Annotated in this window: 22 protein-coding genes; 6 read left to right on the forward strand and 16 right to left on the reverse strand. The window is 72.6% G+C overall.

Translation table 11 applies throughout. From position 1 onward, the window contains the following. Positions 1 to 31 precede the first annotated feature (31 nt). The 4 genes from ADL05_RS00645 to ADL05_RS00660 all read left to right on the forward strand — a co-directional run bounded on the left by ADL05_RS00645 (position 32) and on the right by ADL05_RS00660 (position 4,255). Positions 32 to 1,018 (forward strand): carbohydrate ABC transporter permease, encoded by a 987-nt coding sequence (locus ADL05_RS00645; protein WP_053614841.1) that lies wholly within the window; start codon positions 32 to 34, stop codon positions 1,016 to 1,018. Continuing rightward, positions 1,015 to 1,896 (forward strand): carbohydrate ABC transporter permease, encoded by an 882-nt coding sequence (locus ADL05_RS00650; RefSeq protein WP_053614842.1) that lies wholly within the window; start codon positions 1,015 to 1,017, stop codon positions 1,894 to 1,896. The genes ADL05_RS00645 and ADL05_RS00650 overlap by 4 nt, the downstream gene beginning before the upstream one ends. Positions 1,897 to 2,056: 160 nt before the next feature. Next, entirely contained in the window at positions 2,057 to 3,535 is a 1,479-nt protein-coding gene (locus ADL05_RS00655; protein WP_053614843.1) for a glycoside hydrolase family 3 protein, read from the forward strand. 255 nt (positions 3,536 to 3,790) lie between these two features. After that, a complete protein-coding gene (locus tag ADL05_RS00660) occupies positions 3,791 to 4,255 on the forward strand; it encodes an Rrf2 family transcriptional regulator (protein WP_053614844.1) in 465 nt (154 codons plus the stop codon). A gap of 255 nt (positions 4,256 to 4,510) precedes the next feature. On the opposite strand, the gene ADL05_RS00665 is transcribed toward ADL05_RS00660, so the two are convergent. The 9 genes from ADL05_RS00665 to ADL05_RS00705 form a co-directional block, all read right to left on the reverse strand. Further along, positions 4,511 to 4,867 carry a helix-turn-helix domain-containing protein gene (locus ADL05_RS00665; protein WP_053614845.1) on the reverse strand — a complete coding sequence of 119 codons (357 nt, stop codon included), beginning with the start codon at positions 4,865 to 4,867 and terminating at the stop codon, positions 4,511 to 4,513. A gap of 159 nt (positions 4,868 to 5,026) precedes the next feature. After that, positions 5,027 to 5,563 (reverse strand): CinA family protein, encoded by a 537-nt coding sequence (locus ADL05_RS00670; RefSeq protein ID WP_053614846.1) that lies wholly within the window; start codon positions 5,561 to 5,563, stop codon positions 5,027 to 5,029. Further along, complete coding sequence (gene pgsA, locus ADL05_RS00675) at positions 5,560 to 6,165, reverse strand: CDP-diacylglycerol--glycerol-3-phosphate 3-phosphatidyltransferase (protein ID WP_053614847.1); 606 nt, start codon at positions 6,163 to 6,165, stop codon at positions 5,560 to 5,562. The genes ADL05_RS00670 and pgsA overlap by 4 nt, the downstream gene beginning before the upstream one ends. Continuing rightward, positions 6,162 to 7,610, reverse strand: coding sequence for a 30S ribosomal protein S12 methylthiotransferase RimO (rimO, locus tag ADL05_RS00680; RefSeq protein ID WP_053614848.1), 1,449 nt, complete (start codon positions 7,608 to 7,610; stop codon positions 6,162 to 6,164). Before rimO ends, pgsA begins: the two co-directional genes overlap by 4 nt. 150 nt (positions 7,611 to 7,760) lie before the next feature. After that, positions 7,761 to 8,963 carry a helix-turn-helix domain-containing protein gene (locus tag ADL05_RS00685; protein WP_053614849.1) on the reverse strand — a complete coding sequence of 401 codons (1,203 nt, stop codon included), beginning with the start codon at positions 8,961 to 8,963 and terminating at the stop codon, positions 7,761 to 7,763. A gap of 303 nt (positions 8,964 to 9,266) precedes the next feature. Further along, positions 9,267 to 11,753: a DNA translocase FtsK gene (locus ADL05_RS00690; protein ID WP_053614850.1), complete on the reverse strand. Its 2,487-nt coding sequence runs from the start codon at positions 11,751 to 11,753 to the stop codon at positions 9,267 to 9,269. Between the two features lie 193 nt (positions 11,754 to 11,946). Next, the gene (locus tag ADL05_RS00695) at positions 11,947 to 13,632 is read right to left on the reverse strand and encodes a ribonuclease J (protein ID WP_053614851.1); all 1,686 of its coding nucleotides are present in this window, start codon (positions 13,630 to 13,632) and stop codon (positions 11,947 to 11,949) included. Then, positions 13,629 to 14,609, reverse strand: a complete 981-nt coding sequence (dapA, locus tag ADL05_RS00700; protein WP_053614852.1) for a 4-hydroxy-tetrahydrodipicolinate synthase — start codon at positions 14,607 to 14,609, stop codon at positions 13,629 to 13,631. The genes ADL05_RS00695 and dapA overlap by 4 nt, the downstream gene beginning before the upstream one ends. Positions 14,610 to 14,965: 356 nt before the next feature. After that, positions 14,966 to 15,346, reverse strand: a complete 381-nt coding sequence (locus ADL05_RS00705) for a phage holin family protein (RefSeq protein WP_082375999.1) — start codon at positions 15,344 to 15,346, stop codon at positions 14,966 to 14,968. A gap of 99 nt (positions 15,347 to 15,445) precedes the next feature. Here ADL05_RS00705 and ADL05_RS00710 point away from each other — a divergent pair, with 99 nt between their 5' ends. Next, positions 15,446 to 16,000 carry an N-acetyltransferase gene (locus ADL05_RS00710; protein ID WP_053614854.1) on the forward strand — a complete coding sequence of 185 codons (555 nt, stop codon included), beginning with the start codon at positions 15,446 to 15,448 and terminating at the stop codon, positions 15,998 to 16,000. Between the two features lie 108 nt (positions 16,001 to 16,108). Beyond that, positions 16,109 to 16,981: a 1,4-dihydroxy-2-naphthoate polyprenyltransferase gene (locus ADL05_RS00715; protein ID WP_053614855.1), complete on the forward strand. Its 873-nt coding sequence runs from the start codon at positions 16,109 to 16,111 to the stop codon at positions 16,979 to 16,981. A 103-nt stretch (positions 16,982 to 17,084) separates the two neighbouring features. Here the strand turns inward: ADL05_RS00715 and dapB are convergent, their stop codons facing one another. The 7 genes from dapB to ADL05_RS00750 form a co-directional block, all read right to left on the reverse strand. Next, entirely contained in the window at positions 17,085 to 17,825 is a 741-nt protein-coding gene (gene dapB / locus ADL05_RS00720) for a 4-hydroxy-tetrahydrodipicolinate reductase (RefSeq protein ID WP_082376000.1), read from the reverse strand. A gap of 121 nt (positions 17,826 to 17,946) precedes the next feature. Then, positions 17,947 to 18,921 carry an L-histidine N(alpha)-methyltransferase gene (egtD, locus tag ADL05_RS00725; protein WP_053614857.1) on the reverse strand — a complete coding sequence of 325 codons (975 nt, stop codon included), beginning with the start codon at positions 18,919 to 18,921 and terminating at the stop codon, positions 17,947 to 17,949. 45 nt (positions 18,922 to 18,966) lie between these two features. Continuing rightward, positions 18,967 to 19,806 (reverse strand): class II glutamine amidotransferase, encoded by an 840-nt coding sequence (locus tag ADL05_RS00730; RefSeq protein ID WP_053614858.1) that lies wholly within the window; start codon positions 19,804 to 19,806, stop codon positions 18,967 to 18,969. Further along, the gene (egtB, locus tag ADL05_RS00735) at positions 19,806 to 21,140 is read right to left on the reverse strand and encodes an ergothioneine biosynthesis protein EgtB (RefSeq protein ID WP_053614859.1); all 1,335 of its coding nucleotides are present in this window, start codon (positions 21,138 to 21,140) and stop codon (positions 19,806 to 19,808) included. Before egtB ends, ADL05_RS00730 begins: the two co-directional genes overlap by 1 nt. Further along, entirely contained in the window at positions 21,137 to 22,429 is a 1,293-nt protein-coding gene (gene egtA / locus ADL05_RS00740) for an ergothioneine biosynthesis glutamate--cysteine ligase EgtA (protein WP_053614860.1), read from the reverse strand. Before egtA ends, egtB begins: the two co-directional genes overlap by 4 nt. Positions 22,430 to 22,642: 213 nt before the next feature. After that, positions 22,643 to 23,542 carry an arylamine N-acetyltransferase gene (locus ADL05_RS00745; protein WP_053614861.1) on the reverse strand — a complete coding sequence of 300 codons (900 nt, stop codon included), beginning with the start codon at positions 23,540 to 23,542 and terminating at the stop codon, positions 22,643 to 22,645. A 24-nt stretch (positions 23,543 to 23,566) separates the two neighbouring features. Beyond that, positions 23,567 to 24,637: an ABC transporter ATP-binding protein gene (locus tag ADL05_RS00750; RefSeq protein WP_053615039.1), complete on the reverse strand. Its 1,071-nt coding sequence runs from the start codon at positions 24,635 to 24,637 to the stop codon at positions 23,567 to 23,569. Positions 24,638 to 24,847: the final 210 nt, after the last annotated feature.

Genomic DNA, 24,847 nt, shown 5'->3' on the forward strand with positions numbered 1-24,847 from the left:
CGCCCCGTCCAACCGCCAGGTGAGAACAGCCATGACACAAACGCTGGAACGCGCCACCACCCCTGACGATCCGCAGGGGCCCCGGCCGCGCATCCGCTCGAAGCTGGTGCCGCGACGCCGAGCGCTCGCGCCCTACCTCCTCATCCTCCCCGCCCTCACGGCCCTGGCCGTGGTCCTGCTCTGGCCGATCGTCCAGATGGTGTGGATGTCGCTGCACGACTACGGGCTGCGGCAGCTCCAGGGCCAGGAAGCGGAGTGGAACGGCTTCGCCCACTACACAGCGGTCCTGACCGACGCGCGCTTCTGGGAGATCTTCCGGAACACGATCGTCGTGTGCCTGGCCATGGTGGTCGTGACGATGGTCCTGGGAACCCTCGTGGGCATCCTGCTCAACAAGCTCCCCACCTGGGCCTCCACCATCCTCGGCCTGGGCCTGATGCTGGCCTGGGCCACGCCCGTCATCAGCGCCGCGATCGTCTACCGGTGGCTCTTCGACACGCGGTACGGCCTGTTCAACTCGATCATGGCGGCGCTGCCGGACTGGCTCGTGGGATCGGGCTGGGAGGAGTTCAACTGGTTCAACTCCCCGAGCACGCTCTTCCCGATCCTGATCGTCACCGTCGTGTGGCAGTCGTTCCCGTTCGTGGCGATCAGTGTGCTGGCCGGGCTCAAGAGCATCCCGAACGAGCTCTACGAAGCCGCCCGCATGGACGGCGCCGGCGCCTGGAAGAGCTTCTGGAACGTCACGTTCCCCATGCTGCGGCCGCTGTTCGCGCTGCTGCTCGTCCTCCAGGTGATCTGGGACTTCCGGATCTTCACGCAGCTGTTCATCCTCGCCGGCGGCGTCACCAACCGCGAGGTGGCCCTGCTGCCCGTCTACATCTACCAACTCGGCTTCGCCTCGACCCCGCCGAACTACGGCATGGGGTCGGCGATCGCCGTCATCATGACCGTCCTGGTCCTCGCGATCACCGCGTACTACCTGCGAGTGATGATCCGCCAGGGGGAGACCCGATGAACAACGTCCACCGCATGCGCAGGACCGCCGGCAGGGTCGGCCTGTACACCGCGGCCCTCGCGGTCCTGGCCTTCGCGGTCTTCCCGGTCTACTGGGTCCTGGCCACCGCGCTGCGGCCCACCGGGGAGATCTTCACCCGCGAGCCCACGCTCCTGCCGCGCACGATCACCTTCGAGCACTTCGAGCGCGTCCTGTCCGGGGTGCTCATCCCGGGGACCTCGTTCTGGTCGTTCCTCACCAACAGCCTCATCGTGACCCTGGGCGCGGTCATCGTCGCGGCGCTGCTGTCCCTGCTCGCGGCGGTCGGCGTCGCGCGGTACCGGTTCCGGCTGCGCTCGGTGTTCATCGTCCTGCTGCTGGTCATCCAGATGGTGCCGGTCGAGGCGCTGATCATCTCGCTGTTCGTCAACTTCTTCCACCTGGGCCGGACCCTGGACATGGAACTGGTGAACAACCTCGCCGGCGTGTTCGTGGTCTACGTCGCGGTGTCCCTGCCGATCACCATCCTGATGGTCCGCAACTTCGTCAACGCCGTGCCCAAGGACCTGGAGGAGGCCGCGGCCATCGACGGCGCCGGCAGCTGGACCATCTTCTGGCGCATCCTCATGCCGCTGGTCGCGCCCGGACTCGCCGCGGCGAGCATCTTCGCCTTCATCACCTGCTGGAACGAGTTCGTCGTCGCGTTCACGTTCCTGCAGAACAACACGGGCGCCTACACGCTGCCAATCTCGCTCCAGTACTACTTCGGCGCCGTGTCCATCGAGTGGGGGTCGATCATGGCCGCCTCCACCCTGCTGACCGTGCCGGTGATGATCTTCTTCCTGATCGTCCAGCGCCGCATGGTCTCCGGCCTGACCATGGGCGCGGTCAAGGGCTGACTCCGCCGCCTCCGGCCCCCGCCCCGCCCCTCACCCGCGGGTCGGCACCGCCCCGACGCCCGGTGCCGGCCCGGCCCCGTCTGCCACCACCACCCTCAACGGACGGCCCCCGGCCGCGGTCCTTGTGGTGGACTCTCACGCTCACCGAACGGAGTTCGTCATGTCGAACGACCCGACCCTGGCGCGCCTGGCCAACGCCACGCTGCTGGTCCCCTTCGAGTCCCACCACGCCCCGCGCTGGCTGTTGGAGGGGCTGGCGGACGGCATCGCCGGTGTCTGTCTGTTCCACAACAACCTGGACGGCTCCGAGCAGGTGACCGCGCTGAACGCGCGGCTGGCCGAGGCCGCCGACACGCCGCTGATCTCCCTGGACGAGGAGGGCGGCGACGTCACCCGGATCGGGCAGGCGCACGGCAGCGACTACCCCGGCAACGCCGCCCTGGGCACCGTCGACGACACCGACCTGACCCGCCTGACCCACCGCTCGCTCGGCGGCCGCCTGGCCGGCCTGGGCTTCAACATGGACCTGGCGCCGTCCGTCGACGTCAACGTCGCCGACGACAACCCGGTCATCGGGACCCGCTCCTTCGGCGCCGACGCCGACCTGGTGGCCCGGCACGCGGCGGCGGCCGTGCGGGGCCTGCAGGAGGCCGGGGTCGCCGCGTGCGCCAAGCACTTCCCCGGCCACGGAGCGACCTCACAGGACTCCCACCACGTGCTGCCCCGCGTGGAGGCCGACCTGGACCTGCTGCACCGGCGCGAGCTGGCCCCGTTCCGGGCGGCCGTCGAGGCGGGCGTCCGCACGATCCTGACCGCGCACATCGAGATGCCGGCCCTGGGCGGCGACGGCCCCGCCACGCTCACGCCGAGCATCCTCAACGGCCTGCTCCGCGACGAGCTGGGCTTCACCGGGGTCGTGATGAGCGACGCCATGGACATGGACGGCGTCAGCGGCCGCATCGGCATCCCCGAGGCCAGTGTGCGGGCCGTCGCCGCGGGCTGCGACCTGCTGTGCCTGGGACGCTTCGTCTACGCCGACCAGATCGAGCGGGTGCGCGCGGCCCTGATCGACGCGGTCCGCGAGGGCCGCCTGTCCGGCGAGCGCCTGGAGGAGGCCGCCGAGCGCACGGACGCGCTGCGGGCGTGGATCCGCGAAGCCGCCGACCGCAGGGCCGCCGCCGCCGAGACCGACGGCATCGGCCTGGCCGGGGCCCGCCGCGCGGCCAGGGTGGACGGTGAGCTGCCCGCGCTCGCGGACCCGTTCGTCGTCGAGGTCGACGCGCCCGCCGGCATGGCCGTGGGCGAGGTCCCGTGGGGCCTGTCCGGTTGGTTCCCCGACGTGCGGCGGGTCGCTCCCGACGCCGCCGGAGCCGACCGGCTGGCCGCCGAGGCCGTCGGCCGCGACCTGGTCGTCGTGGTGCGCGACGCGCACCGCCACCCCGAGGCCAGGGAGCTCGTCAGCCGCCTGCTCGCGGCCCACCCCGCCGCGGTGGTCGTGGAGATGGGCCTGCCCATCTGGCGGCCCGACTGCGGGGCCTACGTGAGCACGTACGGCGCCGCGCACGTCAACGCGCGCAGCGCCGCCGAGCTGCTGGGCGCCGGCGGCACGGTCGGCGCCGCGGTCCCGCCCCGCGGCTGACCCGGTCCGCGACGCGCCCGGAGCCGGCATCCGCCCTCCGGCGCCACGTGGCGCCGGAGGCTCGCCGTCGGCGGTGGAAGCCCCCGCTGCGCGCACGGCGCTCCGGGGTCGACGGCGGTCGACGGGCGGGACACGTCACCGATGTCCCCGAAAGCAGGTCGGAGAAGTATCCTTAGGGGGCAGCATCCCGGTCGGCCGCGTTCCCGCGGACGGCCGGTGCCCCATTCGCCCTTGAAAACACGGCATAATCACAGCATGCGCCTTTCAGCCCGGGTCGACTACGCGCTACGCGCGGCAGCGGAGCTCGCTGTCGCCGGCGAAGGGCCGGTGACGGCGGAGCAGCTCGCGCGTGCTCAGTCCATCCCCGGAAAATTCCTGGAGAACATCCTCACCCAACTGCGCCGTGCCGGCCTGGTGCGCAGCCAGCGCGGCCCCGTGGGCGGCTACTGGCTGGCCCGTCCGGCCGCGGAGATCTCCCTCGCGGACATCATCCGCGCGGTCGACGGCCCCCTGGCCAACGTTCGCGGCGAACGCCCCGAACACGTCGACTACGACGGCGCCGCCCGCAGCCTGCAACAGGTGTGGATCGCGCTGCGCGCCAGCGAGCGGTCCATCCTGGAGGGTGTCAACCTCCAGCACCTGGTGACCAACGAGTTGCCCGAACCCGTCCGCGCGCTCGCCGAGGACCCCGAGGCCTGGGTGAACCACACCCACCGTTGAGTGTTGTGTTCGGGCGCTTCACGCCGGGTCCTTCGCCGTCGCCCGCGCCTGCGCTCGTGCCCGCACCGTCGCCCGCCACCACCCCCAACGGACGCCTACGGCGCGGTCCTTTCTGCTTCGGCCCGACCGGCCCAGGGGTCCCGGCGAGCGGTAGGGGTTCGACCCGTGACAAGAAGGAGCCGACCGCCCGGAGGGGTGGTCGGCTCCTTCACGTCGTCACGGTGAAATTGGACTGACATACGGACCCGGCGGGGGTCAGACCCCCACCATGTCGGCGACCTGGGGAACGCGATCCGGTACCGGCTCGATGCCGAGGTCCTGCGCTGGAACGGAGTCGGACGCGACCGCGTCACCGAGCAGTGCGGCCTCCTGGAGCTCGGCGAGGGCCAGCTGGTCCGAGACCTCTCTCAGCACCTGCGAGAGCGGGACCCCGAGGGCCCCGCAGATCGAAGAGAGCAGTTCGGAAGAGGCTTCCTTCTGCCCGCGCTCGACCTCCGACAGGTATCCGAGGGACACACGTGCATCGGCCGACACCTCGCGGAGGGTGCGGCCCTGGCGCTGGCGCAGCCGCCTGAGCACGTCACCAAGTAGGTGACGAAGCAGGACCATCATTCGCGCTCCCTCCCACCGGTAGCGACCTTCATATACAACACCGTACCTGCCCCACGCCCGATTCGGGCACCTCTTGTCGTCCTGTTCGCTGGAGGGGGAACCGCGTCCCGGTGTGGTTTTGTTCCCGGGAAACGGGTAGGGGGCGCCGCCCCGACGGAGTCAGAACCGGGTGCCGCCCGCCGCGTCCCCGCGGACGGCCGAGTCCAGCAGCGCCAGAGCGCCCTCGACCGTGGCGTATCGGATACCCCCACGATCACCGGTGAAACGAAAGGCATGGGCCGCGGAGTTCCCGGAGGGCCCGGCGACGGCCGCGTAGACGGTGCCCACGGGCTGTCCGTCCTGCGGTTCCGGCCCGGCGACGCCCGTCACCGCGACCGCGAAATCCGCGCCGAGCAGGCGGCGCGCGCCCGTGGCCATGGCCTCGGCCACATCCGGGTGGACGGCGCCGTGGGCGGCCAGGAGGTCCTCCGGGACGCCGAGGAGGTCGGCCTTGGTCCGGGTGGCGTAGGTCACCACGCCGCCGCGGTAGGTGGCCGAGGAGCCGGGCACGGCGGTCAGGTGCGCACCGATCAGCCCGCCCGTGAGCGACTCCGCGGTGGCACAGGTGGCACCGCGCGCCAGCAGGGACTCGTGGGCCGCCTGGGCGGCGGCCACCGCGGCGACCTGCAGGCTCAGGTCCTGGCCGCCCCCGGTCACGAGGCCGCCGATCCCCGGGAGCGGGCCAGGCGGACCGCGTCGAACACGTACACGAGGCCGGTCCACAGGGTGACGGCCAGGGCGGCCGCCATCACCAGGTGGGCGGTCCAGGTGAACACCGCGGTGAAGGGCAGCAGGTACAGCGGGAAGAGGTAGATGCTGATCGCGACGATCTGCAGGACCGTCTTGAGCTTGCCGCCCTGGCTCGCGGGCATGACGCCGTACCGCAGCACCGCGAAGCGCAGGGCGGTGATCCCCCACTCACGGGCCAGGATGGCGATGGTCACCCACCACCACAGGTCGCCCTGCACGGACAGCACGACCAGCGCCGCGCCGGTCAGCGCCTTGTCGGCGATGGGGTCGGCGATCTTGCCGAAGTCGGTGACCAGGTTGCGGCGACGCGCGATCTCGCCGTCGATGCGGTCGGTGATCGCGGCCAGCACGAAGACCGCGAACGCGGCGAAGCGCCACCAGGATCCGTCCAGGAACATGAACCAGACGAAGAGCGGCACCATGACCAGGCGGCTCATCGTCAGCACGTTGGCGAGGTTCCACAGCGGGGCCTGGGGCGCGGGCGACGCCGCGGGTTCCTGGGTGCTCATCTGTCTCCGGCTTCCCCGTCCGCCTGGCTCTCGTCCTGTTCGGCGACCAGGTCGGCGCCGGCGGACTGGATGACGGTGGCGCGCACCAGGTCTCCGACGGCGAGGTTCTCACCATAGAGGATGGTGCTGCCGTCCACCTCGGGCGCCTGGTGGCCGGAGCGGCCCTCGTAGGCCCCGTCCTCCAGCTCGGTCTCGACCAGGACGGTCACCTCGGTGCCGATCCGCTCCTCGGCGCGCTGGGCCATGAGCTCCTCGGAGAGCCGGTTGAGCCGGTCGACGCGCTCGCCGATGACCTCGGCGGGGAGCTTGCCCGGGTGGTCCAGGGCCTCGGTGTTGTCCTCGTCGGAGTAGCCGAAGACCCCGATCGCGTCCAGCCTGGCCTCGCTGAGGAAGGCGACCAGGTCCTCGAACTCGGCCTCGGTCTCACCGGGGAAGCCCACGATGAAGTTGGAGCGGGCACCAGCTTCGGGGGCGCGCTCGCGGACCGTGCGCAGCAGCTCCAGGAAGCGCTCGCGGTCGCCGAAGCGCCGCATCCGGCGCAGCAGGGTGCCGCTGGCGTGCTGGAAGGACAGGTCGAAGTAGGGCACGACGCCGGGGGTGCCGGTGAGCACGTCCACGAGCCCGGGGCGCACCTCGGCGGGCTGGAGGTAGCTCACGCGCACGCGCTCCAGGCCCTCGACGGCGGCCAGGCGCGGCAGCAGCTTCTCCAGCGCGCGGACGTCGCCCAGGTCCTTGCCGTAGGACGTGGAGTTCTCGCTGACGAGGAACACCTCGCGCACGCCCTCCCCCGCCAGCCACTCGGCCTCGCGCAGGATCTCGTCGGGCTGCCGGGAGATGTAGGCGCCCCGGAAGGTGGGGATGGCGCAGAAGGTGCAGCGGCGGTCGCAGCCGGAGGCGATCTTGAGGTTGGCGACCGGACCGCCGGTGAGGCGGCGGCGCGGGATCGCGGCGCGGTAGGGCAGCTCGGTCCCCTCGGCGCCCTCGGCGTCGGTGAACGCCGCGTGGCCAGGGACGTGGGCCTGGGAGGCGTCGCGGTCCGCGGGGCTGATCGGCAGCAGGGTGCGCCGGTCGCGGGGGTCGTGCGGCACCAGTTGGCGGCCGGCGACGACGTCGTCGAGCCGGTCGGTGATGGCGGAGTAGTCGTCGAAGCCGATGACCTGCGCCTCGGGCAGGGCGTCGGCGAGCTCGGAGCCGTAGCGCTCCGCCATGCACCCGGCGGCGACGACCTTGCCGCCGTTCTCGGCGGCCTCCAGGAGCGTCTCGATGGAGTCCTGTTTGGCGGCGTCGATGAATCCGCAGGTGTTGACGACGGTCACGTCGGCCTTGGCGTCGCCGTCGACGAGGTCCCAGCCGCCTTCGGCCAGGCGCCCGGCCAGCTCTTCGGAGTCGACCTCGTTACGCGCACACCCCAGGGTGACGAGTGAGACAGTACGGCGCGATGACATGGCTTCCAAGCGTGTGGGAGAGCTTCGAGTGGTGCGGCGCGCGGCGCGGTCCGGGCCGCGCTCGCGTCCGGCCGGGGGCCGCTGCCGCGACCCCCAACCCTACCGTGGATACTCCACCTGCCCGAACCCGGCCCGACGCGGCCGGCGCGCTCACCCGGTGAGGCCGTCGGCGTCGACGGTGACCTCCTTGACCGCGCCCGACGAGCCCGCCGCGCCGAGGTCGCGCCCGTCGACGGACACCCGCAGCGCACCGGCGTGGCCGACCCGCAGGGTGAGGGCGTCGTCGGCGACGTACTCCTGGCTCTGGCCCTCCAGCAGGAACCCGGTGAACAGGTCGGTGCCGTCGGTGTCGGTGACCTTGAGCCAGGTCCGGTCCGAGGCGGCGACCCCGACCGTGAACTCCGTGGGCGGCTCCAGGGCCGGCACGTCGGTCACCGTGGCCTCGGCGGTACCGCCGCCGTCCCGCACGGGACCGACCACGCTGCCGGACTCGACCGCCGAACGCAGCGGGATCTCGCCCTCCCAGCCCTGCCAGGCCCGCACGCCGACGAAGACCGCGAGGAGGAGGATGACGCCCACGACCGCCCACGGCCAGTGCCGGCGGACCGCCTCGGCCGGGTTCCTCCTCGCGCGCACGGTGGTCCGGGTCGCGGTGCGCGCGCCCGCGGCGCGGACCGGGGCGGACCCGGAGGCAGCCCCGGAGGCAGCCGCGGAACCGTTGCCCGCCGCGGCCGCGTCCGCGGCCGCCCGTGCCCGGCCCTCGGCGCTGTGCCGGCCCACGCGCGGGGCGGGCACGGCGCCGGGCGGCGCTTCGCCCTCCTGCCGCGCCCTTCCCACCTGCTGCGCCTTCCCCTCCCGCTGCGCCCTCTTCTGCCGCTGCTCCTTGCGCGCCTTGGGCACTCTGCCCCGCACCGGCCGCTCCACGTGGCGCCGGCGCTCGAAGTGGCCCCAGCGCTCGGACACGTCGGCGGGGTCCTCCCCCTCGTCGCCGACCCTCAGCGGCTCGGCCGCGGCGTGGTCGCCGGATCTTCGGGCCGCACGTGCCGCGGCGACCGCGCGGGCGGCCTCGGGCGCGGCCGCCGGGTGGCGCTGGAGCGGCACGAAGGCGAGCTTGGCCTTGTTCGCGTGGTCGCGTTCGTACTCCGCCAGGAGCGGATCCGGATCCAGCCCCAGGGCCCGGCAGATGCCCCGGATGTGTCCGCGGGCGTAGAAGTCCCCTCCGCAGGGGACGAAGTCCTCCGCCTCGATGCCCTTGAGGACCCGTTCCCGGATGCGTGTACGGGTGCTGAGGTCCGCGACCGTGTAGCCCGCCGCGATGCGTGCGGCGGCCAGAGTGTGACCGATCGTCGCCATGCGCACTCCCTCCACGACTGTCTGTGAGTGGCGGAGTCCACTCTGCCCTGCCGCCCGCGTCCGCGCAGGCCACCACGCCCCATGCGGCGTCCAAGATCGTCCCAAATCGGGCAGGGAACACCCGCGACCCCAGAGGGCGCAAGGCGGACCGTCCCGGGACCGCGCCGGGGGTTCGCGGAGGGCGCACAGGGTTCTGCGGGAGGAGACGTCGCCGCCGCGCCGAAGGAGCAAGGCGAGGCGACGACGAAGAACCCTGTTCTCCGCGCCCGTGGCCCCGGCCGAGCCCGCGAGGCCGTAGGAGACTCAGCCCCGGATGTCGGCGAGCACCCCGGGCAGTTCGTCGGGGGTGACGAGCACGTCGCGGGCCTTGGACCCCTCGCTGGGGCCGACGACGTCGCGGCTCTCCATGAGGTCCATCAGGCGGCCCGCCTTGGCGAAGCCCACGCGCAGCTTGCGCTGGAGCATCGACGTGGACCCGAACTGGGTGGTGACCACCAGCTCGACGGCCTGGAGGAGCAGGTCGAGGTCGTCGCCGATGTCCTCGTCGATCTCCTTCTTCTTGGTCTCGGGGACGGCGACGTCCTCGCGGTAGCTGGGCTCGGACTGCTTCTTGCAGTGGTCGACGATCGCCCGGATCTCCTTCTCGGAGACCCAGGCGTTCTGCAGCCGGATGGGCTTGCCCGCGCCCATGGGCAGGAAGAGCGCGTCGCCCTTGCCCACCAGCTTCTCCGCGCCGGGCTGGTCGAGGATGACGCGGCTGTCGGAGAGGCTGGAGGTGGCGAAGGCCAGACGGGAGGGGACGTTGGCCTTGATCAGGCCGGTGACGACGTCGACGCTGGGCCGCTGGGTGGCCAGCACCAGGTGGATGCCGGCGGCGCGGGCGAGCTGGGTGATGCGCACGACCGCGTCCTCGACGTCGCGCGGGGCGACCATCATCAGGTCGGCGAGCTCGTCGACGATCACCAGCAGGTACGGATAGGGCTCGTACACGCGCTCGCTGCCGGGCGGCGCGGTGAGCTCGCCCTTGCGCACGGCCGCGTTGAAGTCGTCGACGTGCCGGTAGCCGGAGGCGGCCAGGTCGTCGTAGCGGCGGTCCATCTCCCCCACGACCCACTGGAGCGCCTCGGCGGCCTTCTTCGGGCTGGTGATGATGGGGGTGATCAGGTGCGGGATGCCCTCGTACATGGTCAGCTCGACCCGCTTGGGGTCGACGAGGATCATCCGCACCTCGTCGGGCGTGGAGCGCATCATCAGCGAGGTGATGAGCCCGTTGATGCAGGTCGACTTACCGGCACCGGTGGCGCCGGCCACCAGCACGTGCGGCATCTTGGCGAGGTTGGCCACGACGTTGGAGCCCTCGACGTCCTTGCCGAGTCCCACCAGCATCGGGTGGTCGTCGGAGGTGGCGGCCGGGGAGCGCAGCACGTCGCCCAGGCTGACGATGTCCTTGTCGGTGTTGGGGATCTCCACCCCGATCGCGGACTTGCCCGGGATCGGCGACAGGATGCGCACGTCGGCGCTCTTGACCGCCAGGGAGATGTTCTTGGCCAGCGCCGTGACCTTCTCCACCTTGACCGCCGGGCCCAGCTCGATCTCGTAGCGAGTGACGGTCGGACCGCGCGTGAACCCGGTGACGTCGGCGTCGAGCTTGAACTGGGTGAGCACGCCCGAGAGCGCCGCGACCATCTCGTCGTTGGCCTTGGTGCGCGGCTTGGCCGCGCTGCCCGGCTTGAGCATGCTCGCCACGGGCAGTTCGTAGTCGCCCTCCACCACGCGGGAGGGGATGGACAGCTGTTCGGTGGCGCCGGGCGCGGGGGTGGGGTCGGGAGCCGGGTCCTTGGTCTTCGCGCGGCCCTTTCCGCGCCTGCCCGCCGGGGCCGCGGCGGCCTCCTCCTCGTCGGTCAGGGCCGGAGCGACCGGTTCGGGCTCGCCCGGCAGCACGGGGCTGTCGTAGGGGCGCTCGTGGTCGCCCGCCACCGACTCCTCGGCGCTCCTGGGCGCCTTGCGGCGCGGTTTGGCGGGCTTCTTCCGCTTCTCCGCGTCGGCCCCCAGGATGCCGATCCCGGCGTCGGGCCCGGTGTCGCGCTCCAGGAGCGCGCCGAACAGCGTCTGGAGGCGTTCGGGGATGCGCCGGATGGGGGTGGCGGTGACGACGAGGATGCCGAAGAGCAGCACCAGGACCAGGAGCAGCCCGGTGAGCCAGGGGGTGATGACCGCGCTGAGGGGGCCCGAGGCGACGAAGCCGATGAGGCCGCCGGACTCGCGCAGCGCCGCCATGCCCTCCGAGGGCTGCGGGATGCCGTGGCCGATGTGGATCAGCCCGAGCAGGCCGAGCATGATCGAGCTGAAGCCGATGAAGAGCCGGCCGGTGTCGCCCTCCCTGCCGGTGGCGGGGGTGCGCATCAGCTTGACGGCGACGGGCAGGAACAGCAGCGGCAGGATCGGCGAGAACGTGCCGAAGGTGCCCGCGACGGCCAGGCGGGTGTAGGCCAGCAGGGGGCCCTCGCTCTGCCACCACACGGCTCCGGCCACGAGGATGCCCGCGGCGAGCAGGACGAGTCCGGCGCCGTCCCTGCGCAGGTCGGGATCGAGGTCCCGTGCGCTGCGGCCGACCGCGCGGGCGGCACCGCCGACGGTGTGCGCCACCAGCTTCCACAGCACCAGGAGGAACTGCCCGAACATGGTGACCGCGAAGGCGATCGGTCCGTCGGGCATGCGCCTGCCGGCCGCGGGCTTGCGCGACGCGGGCTTCTTGCGCCCGGAACCGCCGGAGGAGGCACGCGCGGGCATCGGGGGTCACCTCCACCGTACTGACGATCACTGGGCCCGGGCAGGACGGCCCGCCACGGCGTGCAGCCTACTCAGGTGTCCAGCCGCGCCGCGCGCATCCGCCCCGGCGTGTCGCGCGCGGGCGGAAGTGGTACCGGGGGCCGCCCGGCCCGGGAACGCGTCCCGGGCCGGGCGGACGTGGTACGGGCCCCGGTCAGACCTCGACGAGGACCGGGATGATCATGGGACGACGGCGGTAGGTGTCGTTGACCCAGCGGCCCGTGCTGCGGCGGATGAGCTGCCGCAGCTGGTGGGGGTCGTTGACCCCGTCCCGCGCCGCCTTGTCCAGGGAGTCCTGGATCTTGTCGATGACGTCGTCGTAGGCGGTGGCGCCGATGCCCGCGCCCCGGGTGTGGATCTCCGGGTCGCCGAGGATCTTGCCCGTGTTCGAGTCCACGGCCACGACCACCGAGATGAAGCCCTCCTCGCCGAGGATGCGGCGGTCCTTCAGCGAGGCCTCGGTCACGTCGCCCACGGAGGCGCCGTCCACGTACACGTAGCCGGCCTGGACGGCGCCGACGATCTTGGCCCGGCTCTTGTACAGGTCGACGACGACGCCGTCCTCGGCGATGGAGATCCTGTCGGCCGGCACACCGCTGAGCTTGGCCAGGTCGGCGTGGGCGCGCATGTGCCGCCACTCGCCGTGCACCGGCAGGAAGTTGCGCGGGCGCACCATGTTGAGCACGTACAGCAGCTCGCCGGCCGAGGCGTGCCCGGACACGTGCACCAGCGCGTTGCCCTTGTGGACGATGTTGGCGCCCCAGCGGGTCAGGCCGTTGATCACCCGGTTGACCGAGTTCTCGTTGCCCGGAATGAGCGAGGACGCGAGCAGGATCGTGTCGCCCTGCTCGATCCTGATCTGGTGGTCGCGGTTGGCCATCCGGCTGAGCGCGGCCATCGGCTCGCCCTGGGAGCCGGTGCAGACCATGAGCACCTCGTCCGGCGGCAGCTTGTCGAGCTGCTTGACGTCGATGACGGTGTCGCCGGGGATGGTGAGGTAGCCCAGGTCGCGCGCGATGTTCATGTTGCGGATCATCGAGCGTCCCACGAACGCGATCTTGCGCCCGTGCCGGACCGCCGCGTCGATGACCTGCTGCACACGGTGCACGTGGGAGGCGAAACAGGCCACCACGACGCGCTTCTCCGACGTGCGGAAGACCTTGTCGATGGCGTCGTTGAGGTCGCGCTCGCTCACCACGAAGCCGGGCTGCTCGGCGTTGGTGGAGTCCGACAGCAGCAGGTCCACGCCCTCGTCGCCGAACCGGGCGAAGCCGCCCAGGTCGGTGAGGCGGCCGTCCAGCGGCAGCTGGTCCATCTTGAAGTCGCCGGTGTGCAGCAGCGTGCCCGCGGGCGTGCGCATACCGATGGCCAGTGCGTCCGGGATGGAGTGGTTGACCGCGAAGAACTCCAGGTCGAACGGACCGAAGTCGTGGCGCTCGCCCTCCTCCACCTGGACGGTCACGGGCTTGATGCGGTGCTCGCCGAGCTTGGCCGTGATCAGGGCCAGCGTGAGCTTGGAGCCGACGATCGGGATGTCGGGCCGCTCGCGCAGCAGGAACGGCACGCCGCCGATGTGGTCCTCGTGCCCGTGGGTGAGCACGACGGCCTCGACGTCGTCGAGCCGGTCCCGGATGTAGTCGAAGTCCGGCAGGATCAGGTCGACGCCGGGCTGCTCCTCCTCGGGGAAGAGCACGCCGCAGTCGACGACGAGCAGACGGCCGTCGTACTCGAACACCGTCATGTTGCGGCCGATCTCACCGAGCCCGCCCAGCGGGACGATGCGCAGCGCGCCCTTGCCCAGCGGCGGCGGCGGACCGAGTTCGGGGTGGGGGTGGCTCATACGGATCCCTCCGCCAGACGCTCGACATGGACGGCACTGGCCGGGACGGCCTGGTGCGGGGCGAGCCCGATCGGGCCCTTGACGCCGGCCGCGGCGAGGTCCTCGCGCAGCAGCGCCTGGAGCTCGGCGGAGGCGTCGGCCAGCGGCGTGCGGACCGGGCCGGAGGGCAGGCCGAACAGGTTGAGCACGGCCTTGGTGGTGATGACGCCCTGGGTGCGGAACATGCCCGTGTAGACGGGCGTCAGGCGGCGGTGGATGGCCAGCGCCTGGCTGACCTCTCCCGCCTCGAAGACGTCGATCATCTCGCGCAGGTCGCTGCCGACGATGTGGCCGACGACGCTGACGAACCCGGCCGCGCCCACGGAGAGCAGCGGCAGGTTCAGGATGTCGGTGCCGCAGTAGTAGGCCAGGTCGGTGCGCTCCATGACCCAGGAGCTGGCGCCGACGTTGTCCTTGGCGTCCTTGTTGGCCACGATGCGCGGGTGCTCGGCCAGCCGGACCAGGGTCTCGGAGGCGATCGGCGTCCCGGTGCGGTGCGGGATGTCGTAGAGCATGACCGGCAGGCCGGTGCTGTCGGCGATGGTGGTGAAGTGCCGGATCAGGCCTTCCTGCGGCGGCTTGTTGTAGTACGGGGTGACGGCCAGCAGACCGTGCGCTCCCGCCTTCTCCGCGGCCTTGGCCAGCCTGATGCTGTGGCGGGTGTCGTTGGTGCCGACCCCGGCGACGATGGTGGCCCGGTCGCCGACCGCCTCCAGGACCGCCCGGAGCAGGTTGTCCTTCTCGTCGTCGCTCGTGGTGGGCGACTCACCGGTGGTGCCGCTGATCACGAGGCCGTCGTTGTTCTGCTCGTCGACCAGGTAGGCGGCCAGTCTCCCCGCGCCCTCGTAGTCGATCTCACCGTCCTCCAGCATCGGAGTGACCATCGCGGTCAGCATCTTGCCGAATGGGCGGTTCTTGGGGTTCGTCGTGTTCGTCATCGCTTGTGAAAGGCCGTGGGACCGCGCCGCGGGACGCGGCGGGCCCTCGGACGCCCCCTCCTCCTCTCCGTGTTCTGTGTCCTCACGTGGACGCCCGTGCGGGAGTGTCCGCGCACGGGTGGGCGGAAATGCGTGTCCGCCACCGCGATCGGCCGTACCGGCGGGTACCCGGATCGCGGGAAAGTCTGCTGTGCTCCGGCGATGGGAGCGCTCGGGAGCGAGCCCGATGCGGCCGCCGTCCTCGTTGGTCGAGGTGGACGGCCCAGGAGTGTGAACCTACCCTCCCCGGGCCCCCGCCACGCGCGGGCCCGGGGACCGCGCGGGTCAGGGGGCGGCGGGTAGGGGGGAGGGGTCGGTCAGCCGTCGTCCCCGTCCGGCAGGAACATGCTGAACAGCCAGCTGACGATGGAGATGACCAGCGCGCCCCAGAAGGCGGGCCAGAACCCCTCGATATGGAAGGGCAGGTCGAACAGACCCGCGACCCAGTTCGTGAGCAGGAGCAGCAACGCGTTGACGACCAGGCCGATGAGGCCCAGCGTCAGTGCGTAGAACAGGCACCCGACCGTTTTGACGATCGGTTTGATGATCGCGTTGACCACGCCGAAGATCACACCGACGGCGAGGTAGACCATGATCTGCCCGGCCGTGTCCTGGGTCGTGACGTCGATCCCGTCGATCAGGAAGACAGCCGCCCAAAGGGCGAGCGCGTTCACGATAACTCTGATAATGAGGCTCACAACCTAGATGTTCCCATGCCCGCGCAAGGCCCGGGAACTCCGACCCAGACGATCTTGTCACGGGACGCGTCCCCGGCGCGTGCCCGAAGGAGGCAGAACGTGTCAGTATCCCAGTTCGTCCGTCCAGCCCGCGCCGCCGACGTGGACACCGTCGTGGACGTCCAGGTGGCCTCGTGGCGGGCGGTGTACGGGACGCTGCTGCCCGACGAGGTGGTCGAGGGCCTCGGCGCCGACGAGGCCAGGGAGCAGTTCCGGGACCAGTGGACGGCCGCGCTGGAGTCGCCGCCCACCTCCCGGCACCGCCTGGTGGTGGCCACCGACGAGGAGGGGGGCACCCGCGTGGTGACGGGGTTCGCCGCCTTCGGACCGGCGGGAGACCCCGACCTGTGGCCCGCCAAGGACGCGGAGGTCTTCGCCCTGCACGTGGACCCGGACCGGGTCCGCCAGGGGCACGGCAGCCGGCTGGTGAACGCGTGCGTGGACACCCTCGTGGAGGCGGGGTTCGCGACGGTGCACGTGTGGGTGCCCGAGGAGGAGAACGCGCTGCGGTCCTTCTTCGAGGCGTCGGGGTGGCGCCCGGACGGCGCCCGCCGGGAGATCGACATGGGGCGCCTCCTGCCGATGGTCCGCCTGCACGCGGCCGTGTCGCAGTAGGTCGGAGGGGGTGCGCCGGGACGCCGGAGCCCGGAGCAGGTACTACCGTGAGGGGGTTGGTACCGGTGCGTCCAGGTGCGCCGTAGTCGAGAGTGAGGGGACCGTCGCGTGGCCACGGTCGGTGAATGGGTCTCGGGTGTGCGTCCCCGCACGCTGCCGAATTCGATCGTCCCGGTGGCGGTGGGCTCCGCGCTCGCCTTCGCCCTGGACGGGTTCGTGTGGTGGAAGGCACTCCTGGCCATGGTGGTGGCCCTGGCGCTCCAGGTGGGCGTGAACTTCGCCAACGACTACAGCGACGGCGTCAAGGGCACCGACACCGCGGAGCGGACCGGTCCGGTGCGGCTGACCGCGACGGGACTCGCACCGCCCCGGCACGTGCTCGCCGCCGCGCTGGGCTCCTTCGCCTTCGCCGCGGTGGTCGGCCTGGTGCTGGTGGTGACGTCCTCGTGGTGGCTGCTGCTCGTGGGCGCCGCGGCGATCGCGGCGGCCTGGTACTACACCGGCGGGCGCACCCCGTACGGGTACCGGGGCCTGGGCGAGGTGTCGGTGTTCGTGTTCTTCGGCCTGGTCGCGGTGGTGGGCACGGTGTTCGTGCAGCTGGGAACCGCGCCGTGGCAGGCGTGGGTGGCGTCGGTGCCGGTGGGGCTGCTGTCCTGTTCGGTGCTGGTGATCAACAACCTGCGGGACATCCCGACCGACCGCGAGACGGGCAAGATCACCCTGGCCGTCCGGCTGGGCGAGGCGGGCACCCGCCGCCTGTTCGCGGGCGGCCTCGTACTGGCCTACGCGGTGGCGCTGGCCCTGACCCCGGTGTTCTGGTGGACGCCGCTGATCCTGCTCTCCGTGCCGCTGGCCGTGCCCCCGGTCCGCCGGGTGCTGGGCGGGCAGGTCGGCCGCGACCTGGTCCTGGGCCTGGGCGAGACCGGCAAGCTGCAACTGGCCTTCGGCGCCCTGTTCTCCGTGGGCCTGCTCCTGGGCTGAGCCCCGCGCCGACCCGCACCCCCGCTTCCACGACCGAGCGCCGACGGGGGTCCCCGCCGGCGCTCGGCCCGGACCCCCGGACCGAAGCCAGGGGGTCCGTGCGCTACAGGTCGAGCAGGGCGTCCAGGCCCACGGTGAGCGGGTCGGGAAGGTCGGCGACGCCGCGCACGCCCAGCAGGACGCCCGGCATGAAGGACGTGCGGTTCATCGAGTCGTGCCGGATCTTGAGCGTCTCGCCGTCCGTGCCGAACACGACCTCCTGGTGGGCGATCAGCCCGGCGATGCGCAGCGAGTGCACGCGCACCCCGTCCACGTCGGCGCCGCGGGCGCCGGGGATCTCGGAGGTGGTGGCGTCGGGCATGGGCGCGGTCGCGGCCTCGCGGCGGGCCTCGGCGACCAGCTCGGCGGTGTGGAAGGCGGTGCCGCTGGGGGCGTCGGCCTTGTTCGGGTGGTGCAGCTCGATGATCTCCGCCGAGTCGAAGTACGGCGCGGCCTTGCGCGCGAAGTGCATCATCAGCACGGCGGCGACACCGAAGTTCGGGGCGATGAGCACCTTGGCCCCGGGCTTGGCGGCCTGCATCGCGCGCACGCGCTCCAGTTTGGCCTCGTCGAATCCGCTCGTCCCGACGACGGCGTGGATCCCGTGGCCGATGAGCCACTCCAGGTTGTCCATCACCACGTCCGGATGCGTGAAGTCGACGACGTGGTCGGCTCCCAGCACCGCCGAGCGGTCGTCGGCGCTGTCCACGCCCGCGACGAGTTCCATGTCGTCGGCGGCCCGAACCGCCTTGACGACCTCTGACCCCATGCGCCCATCGGCGCCGAAAACTCCTACCTTGAACACGGCACGAGCGTACCGGAGCCGGTGGTGCCCTTCGGCGTGTCGGGGCCTGTCGGGGGCGCAGGTCACCTACCTGGTGGGCTCACTCCTGGGCGGTGCCATGGGTCCGTGAGCCCACCGCCGCTCACCGGGCGGTGGCGAGGGTGAGGGCGAAGTCGCCGGCGGGGTCGGTCCACCAGTGGGAGAGCTCGAACCCGGCCGCGCCGAGTTCGGCCGAGAGCCCCTCGCGGCGGAACTTCGCGGAGATCTCGGTGCGCATCTCCTCGCCCGCCGCGAAGTCGACGTCCAGGTCGAGGTCGGCGACGCGCACGTGCTGGTCGCTCCGGGCGCGCAGGCGCATCTCGATCCACTCGCGTCCGGCGTCCCAGCGGGCGACGTGGTCGAAGGCCGCGGGGTCGAAGTCGGCGCCCAGCCGCTGGTTGATCACGTTGAGCACGTTGCGGTTGAAGGCGGCTGTGACGCCCTGGGCGTCGTCGTAGGCGGCCACCAGGCGGTCGGGGTCCTTGACCAGGTCGGCACCGAGCAGGAGGGAGTCGCCGGTGGCCAGCGCCGCGCGGATGTCGCGCAGGAACGCGGCCCGCGGCCCGGGTTCCTGGTTGCCGATGGTCGACCCCAGGACGGCGAGGAGCTGGCGCCCGCCGTTCTCGCTGACGGGCAGGAGTCCGAGGTGCTCCTCGAAGTCGCCGACGACGGCGTGGACGTCGACGCGCGGGTAGTCGTCGGCCAGCTGCGCGGCGGAGGCGGCGAGGAAGTCGCCGCTGACGTCCACGGGGACGAACCGGGTGAGGCGGCCGTGGTGCCGCATGGCGTCCAGGAGCAGGCGGGTCTTGATCCCGGAGCCGGATCCGAGCTCGATGAGCGCCTCGGCGTCGGCGGCGTCGGCGATCTCGTCGGCCCGCAGCTCCAGGATCGCGCGCTCGGCGCGGGTCGGGTAGTACTCCGGCAGCGCGGTGATCTCCTCGAACAGGGCGCTGCCGCGCTCGTCGTAGAACCACTTGGGCGGGAGCTGTTTGGGCCGCGCGGTCAGACCCGCGGCGACGTCGCTGCGCAGCGCCTTGTCGAGGTCGTCTGCCGTCAGATTTCGGTCGATCCGGAACATGGCGTCTCCTGTGTCCCTGAATGGTCTACCCGTGACGGGGCGCGGCTACTGGGGCGACTGCTCGGCGATCTGGTGCACCTCGGTCCGGTCCGCGGACGCCACGACGACGGATCCGTCGGGCACCTCGCGCCAGCCGGGGGCGTCGTCGAAGGGTTCCGAGGCCACGAAGACCCCGCCGTCCGGCTCGCGCAGCGTGAAGAGGGTGTCGCCCGCGGCCGTGCCGACGATGGTCCCGCCGTCACTGGCCAGCAGGTTGTAGCGGCCCTCGGAGTGCTCCCGGGCGTGGCGGACCACGGCGGCCAGGGTCCCCGGCAGGTCTCCGGAGGCCCGCCAGAGCCGCACGGTGTGCGCGAACAGGGGCGCGGAGTCGACCGGCGCCCGTGCGTCGAGGACACCGGGCGGCGGCGGGGCGGACAGCGCCGCGGCGAGCGCCTCGTCGTCCTTGACCGCGCCGTTGTGGCTGAACAGCAGCCGGTCGGCGCGGAAGGGCTGGGCACCCGACTCCTCCGAGCCGAACCCGATCGTGGCGTCGCGCACGGCGGCCACCACGCACCCGGAGCTGATGGCGCGCGCGGCGTCGGCGAAGGACGCGTCCCCCCAGATGGGCATGGCCCGCCGGTAGCGCAGCGGCGCCCATGTCGGCACGGGCGCTCCCAGGGCTCCGGGGGCTTCCTGCGCACCGGGCGCAGAGGACGACCCGGTCGGCGCGGCCCCCGCGGACGCTTCCGGTTCCGGGTACCAGCCGACACCGAACCCGTCGGCGTTGACGGTCCCGTACCGCTGCCTGCGCGGCGCCCAGGACTGGACGTGCAGGGAGTGGGGCGCCGCGTACAGCAGTGCGTGCAGTGTCCGCGGCGGCCCCAGGTAGGCGAGGTGGCGGCACATCAGGCGGGTTCCGCGTCGCGCGCGCAGCGGAACCCGCTGAAGATCTGCCGCCGGACCGGGTGGTCCCAGTTGCGGAAGGTGGAGCGCACCGCGGTGGCGTGGGTCGCCCACGAACCGCCGCGCAGCACCTTGTACCCGCTGTCGAAGAACACCTCGGAGTACTCGCGGTACGGGAAGGCGTCGAAGCCCGGGTACCCGGTGAACGTGGTGGAGGTCCACTCCCAGACGTCGCCGATGAGCTGCTGCACGCCCAGCGGGGAGGCGCCGTCGGGGTGGCGTCCGGCCGGCGAGGGGCCGAGCCTGCGCTGCCCAAGGTTGGCGTGGCGGGGCTCGGGTTCCTCGTCGCCCCACGGGTAGCGGTACGAGCGCCCGGTCGCGGGGTCGAAGCGGGCGGCCTTCTCCCACTCGGCCTCGGTGGGCAGCCGCTTGCCCGCCCAGGTGGCGTAGGCGCGGGCCTCGTGGAAGGACACGTGCTGGACCGGCTCGTCCGGGGGCACGATCTCCTGGCGGCCGAACCGGCGGCGGGTCCAGGCGTGGCCGTCGCGCCGCCAGAAGGCGGGGGCCACGGCGTCGCGCTCCTTGCACCACTCCCAGCCGTCCCTGGTCCACCAGCGCCGGGTCTGGTAGCCGCCGTCCTCGACGAACTCCTGGTAGGCGGCGTTGGTGACCGGCCGGGTGTCGATCCAGAAGGCGGCGACGTCGACCACGTGCGCGGGGCCCTCGTTGTCGAAGGCCCAGGGGTCGTCGTCGGTCCCCATCGTGAAGGGGCCCCCGGGGACGAGCACCTCGTCCTGGCGGGGCACGCGCAGCGGCGCCACGCCGGCGGGCTCCTCCAGCAGGGCGGGCGCGCCGCGGCGCAGCTGGTGGGTGGCGAGCATGGTCTCGTCGTGCATGTGCTCGTGCTGGACGACCATGTGGTAGACGAAGCCGCCGTCGAGCAGGGAGCGGCGCGCGCCGGGCTCGCGGGGGGCGATGTCGGCGTTCTCCAGGGTGTCCAGGACCTCCTTGCGCACCCGCGCGTTGTACTCCTCGGCCTCGTCGGGTCGCAGCAGGGGCAGGGTCACGCGATCGGCGCGCGCGTTCTCGAAGGCGTCGTAGAGCCCGTCGATGTCCGGGCGCAGCGCCTCGCGGCCGCCCGCGGCGCGCAGCAGCCACTGCTCCTCGTAGTTGCCCACGTGCGCCAGGTCCCAGACCAGCGGCGACATCAGCGGCGAGTGCTGGGCGAGCAGGTCCTCCTCGTCCAGGGCCCGCACGGTGAGCGCGTTGCTGCGCCGGCGGGCGCGGTCTAGTTCGGCGGCGATGCGTTCCTTGGCGATCTCCTGGTCGTGGTTCACCGTGCTCCTCCACTGGGCTCGGAGTTGCGGTCGGCCTCCGCCTCCGTCCGGGTCCCGACGGACGGGGAGCGCCGGACGGGGCCGACGGGCCGCAGGTCGGCCGGGCTCAGGCCCCGTCGGACGTAGCGGTCGGCGTAGGCGTCGACGAGGACGGCCAGGTGGGCGGCGCCCATGCGGGGCAGGGCCTCGACGGCCGCGTCGAAGCACACGCGGGCGCACGCGGCCACGGCCGGGTCCTCCATCCCGCGCTGGGCGGAGCTGAGCCACAGGCGCGGGTCGGGGGCGTGGCCGCGGCACAGCCGCTCACTGGCCTCGGCCGCCACGGCACGGGCCCGCGGGTCGTCGGCGAGCGCGGCGGCGAGGGCCATGGGGACGGGCCACCAGCGCACCGGGACCGCGTCGATCATGCGCAGTTCCCACCAGCCCCGCGGGCGCACCGGCGGGAAGAGCGTGCTGAGGTGGATCTCCAGGTCGGCGGCGACGGGGCGGCGCGGTCCGGTGCCCGCGATCCACTCGGCCAGGGTCACGCCCGGGTCGGGGCGCCAGGGGCCGCCGTCGTGGTCGGGCACGGCCATGACGGCGGCGGCGAGGGCGTACTCCGCCCAGGCGGCGGCGGGGTCGCGGTGGCCGTGCCGGTCCAGGACCGGCCGGGTGCGGGTGGCGTCGGTGGCGGCCCAGATCGCCCACCGGGTGGACTTCCAGCCGGTGGGCCGGCCGCGCCAGACGGCGGAGTTGGCGAAGGCGGCGACCAGGACCGGACCGAGCCGGTGGGCGAGTTCCCAGCGGTCGCGGCCGTCGTCGGGGTCGGCTCCCGTGTCCAGGCAGACCTGGAGCGAGGCCGTGCCGCACATCATGGTGTGGCCGCTCGGGTGGCGGCGTCCGGCGAAGTAGCGCTCCATGGCGTCGTAGCGCGGGGCCCGGATCTGGCGTACGGGCGGACGGACCGGGTCGAGCGCGGTCTCGCCCAGGCACAGGCCGTCGTCCGCGAGGGCCTTGCCGATGTGGTCCAGGTCCGCGGCCAGGGCCCGGTGGGCCTGGGCCGGGCCCGGCAGGGCGGGTGAGCTGAGCTCCAGTTGGCCGCCGGGCTCGAAGGTGATGCGGCTGCCCGCGGGCGGGGGGCCGCCGGCCTCCAGCAGGGCCGCGAGGCGTTCGATCGTGACGGGTTCGGTGGGGCGGACGGTGTCGGAGACGAGCCACTCGGTCTCGGCCCCGACCTTGCCGGGGGGTCCGGTCTTGAAACAGACCCCGCGGATGTAGTCGTGGACGTCTTCGGTGGTCAGGTACGTCATGGACGGCTCCCTGGGCGACGGTGCCCGGCGCAACCGGACGGCACCTCCAGGGTCCTGCCCAGGTGTTCGTCGCGGCGAACATGAACATCTCCCGGAAATCACGGGACGTTTCATGACACGTCCACGTGACTCGGGGCGCGCACGACGACACTCCAGGTGGTTTCGGTACTCCGTGCCGAGTGCGCGCCCCATCGGCTGCATATGTGATGTGCGTCACATGTCAGCGTAGTCCTTCAGCCGCTCGACGACGACCCCGCGCTCCCGCGCCGTGAGCCCGATGCCGAACACCTCCTCCAGGACGTCGGGCACGTCCCCGATCCCGATCTCCCGCTCCTCGGAGGTGCCGTCCGAGCGCGTGGTCACCAGGGTCGTGTCCGTGAGGACGTGCTGCTCACCCGGCGCCCTGCGCTGGGCCATCAGCCGGTTCCGGAACGGGGACCGCGGGTGGCTGGTGAGGAAGTGGCTGTGGATCGCGTAGTCCTGGGGCAGCACCGCGGCGGTGGCGAACACGTACATGTCCCGCCACGTCCGGCCGTCGAAGGACCGCAGGAGCCATTCGTCCGCGCCCACGTCGTCGACCCGGTCCAGGCGCAGGCCCCAGCCGCCCTGGGCCTCCTGGTGGCCGTCCACGAGGGGAAGCGGCTCCAACAGGCCGCCCCCGCCGAAGCCGACGTCGGCCGTCCAGCGCCCGCCGTCCAGCTCCACGAGGAGCACGGCGTGGGTGGCGGGCCGGGTGCGGCCCTCGGCACCGACCACGACCCGCGCGGCAAGGGCGGTGAACACGAAGCCGAGGCGGTCCAGGACCGCGGCCAACAGCAGGTTCTGTTCGTAGCAGTAGCCTCCCCGGCGGTGGCGCACCATCTTGTCGGTCAGCGCCGGGACGTCCAGTGGGACGGGCCGGTCCAGCACGAGCTGGAGGTTCTCGAAGGGGATGTGCGCCAGGTGTGCCCGGTGCACGGTACGCAGGGTGTCGAGGGTCGGGGGCAGATCCGCGCCGCGCAGGCCCACGCGGGCGAGGTAGGCGTCCAGGTCCAGCTCGCCGCCGTGCCAGAAGTCGCGCTCGGTGAAGATCCGCCCGGGAGCGGGCGCGGGGACATCTCTTTCGGTTGACATGGTCGCGGCAACACGGCCCGGGGGCTAGTGCTTCCGGTCTCCGTGGTCCGGTGGCCGGATCCGGCCACCCGCGCCGGCCGCGACCCAGTGGCAGGCCGACCGGCGCGCGGACGCGTCCGGCGCCTCCTCCAGCACGCCGGGATCCTCGGTGCGGCAGCGGTCGGCCACCCCGGCGTGCTCGGCCGCACCCGAGGCCAGGACCGGGCAGCGCGGGTGGAACCGGCAGCCGGGAGGCACGCGCTTGGGGTCCGGCGGCTCCCCCGCCAGGACCACGGGCGCGCTCCCCGAGTCCGGCAGGACCGACAGCAGGGCGCGGGTGTAGGGGTGGGCGGGCGCGGCCAGGACCTCCTCGACCGGGCCGGTCTCCACGACCCGGCCCAGGTACATCACGGCGACCCGGTCGGCGATGTTCCAGGCCAGGCCGAGGTCGTGCGTGGCGACCAGGGCCGAGAGCCCCAGGTCGGCGCGCAGCTCCAGCAGCAGACGCAGGATCTCGCCGCGCACCGACGCGTCCAGGGAGGCGACGGGTTCGTCGGCCACCAGGACCTCGGGCTCCAGGACGAGCGCGCCCGCGATCACCACCCGCTGGCGTTGCCCGCCGGACAGCTCGTGCGGGTAGGCGGCCAGGAACCGTTCGGGCGGGCGCAGGCCCGCCCGCGACAGCGCCCGGCCCACCCGGTCGGACTCGTCGGCCGTGGTGCCCTCGTGGACGCGCAGCCCCTCGGCCACGGACTCGTAGACGGTGCGGCGGGGGTTGAGCGAGCCGGCGGGGTCCTGCTGGACGAGTTGCACCCGGCGCCGGAAGGCGCGCAGGTCCCGCGAGCGGTAGCGCAGGGGCGTCCCCTCGAAGAGGACCCGCCCGGCGGTCGGCCGCTCCAGTCCCAGCAGCAGCCGGGCGAGCGTGGTCTTGCCGCACCCCGACTCCCCCACCAGGGCGACGATCTCCCCGGACCCCACGTCGAGGTCGACGCCGTCGACCGCCCGTGCGGTCCCGGAGCCGCCGGCGAGCCCGGTTCCGGAGGAGAAGGCGACCGCCACGCGCCGGGCACTGAGCACGGGCACGGCGGCTCCGGCCGCGCGGGCGGGGGCGGCCACGGCGGGGGCAGGGTCGTCGGTGGTGTTCAACGAGCCGTTTCCTGAGGCGGTGGAGGTCACGAGGACTCCCCCTCCCTGTTCGGCGAGTGGTGGTGGAAGGGATCCGCGCCGAAGGCGTCCGTTGAGGGCGGCAGCCCCTCCCCCTCCGCCGAGCGGCCCCGGGGCGATGGCGGGCGACGGTCGAAGGGAACCGCGCCGGAGGCGTCCGTT

This window comes from Nocardiopsis sp. NRRL B-16309 (assembly GCF_001279585.1).
In the GTDB taxonomy this organism is placed as follows: domain Bacteria; phylum Actinomycetota; class Actinomycetes; order Streptosporangiales; family Streptosporangiaceae; genus Nocardiopsis.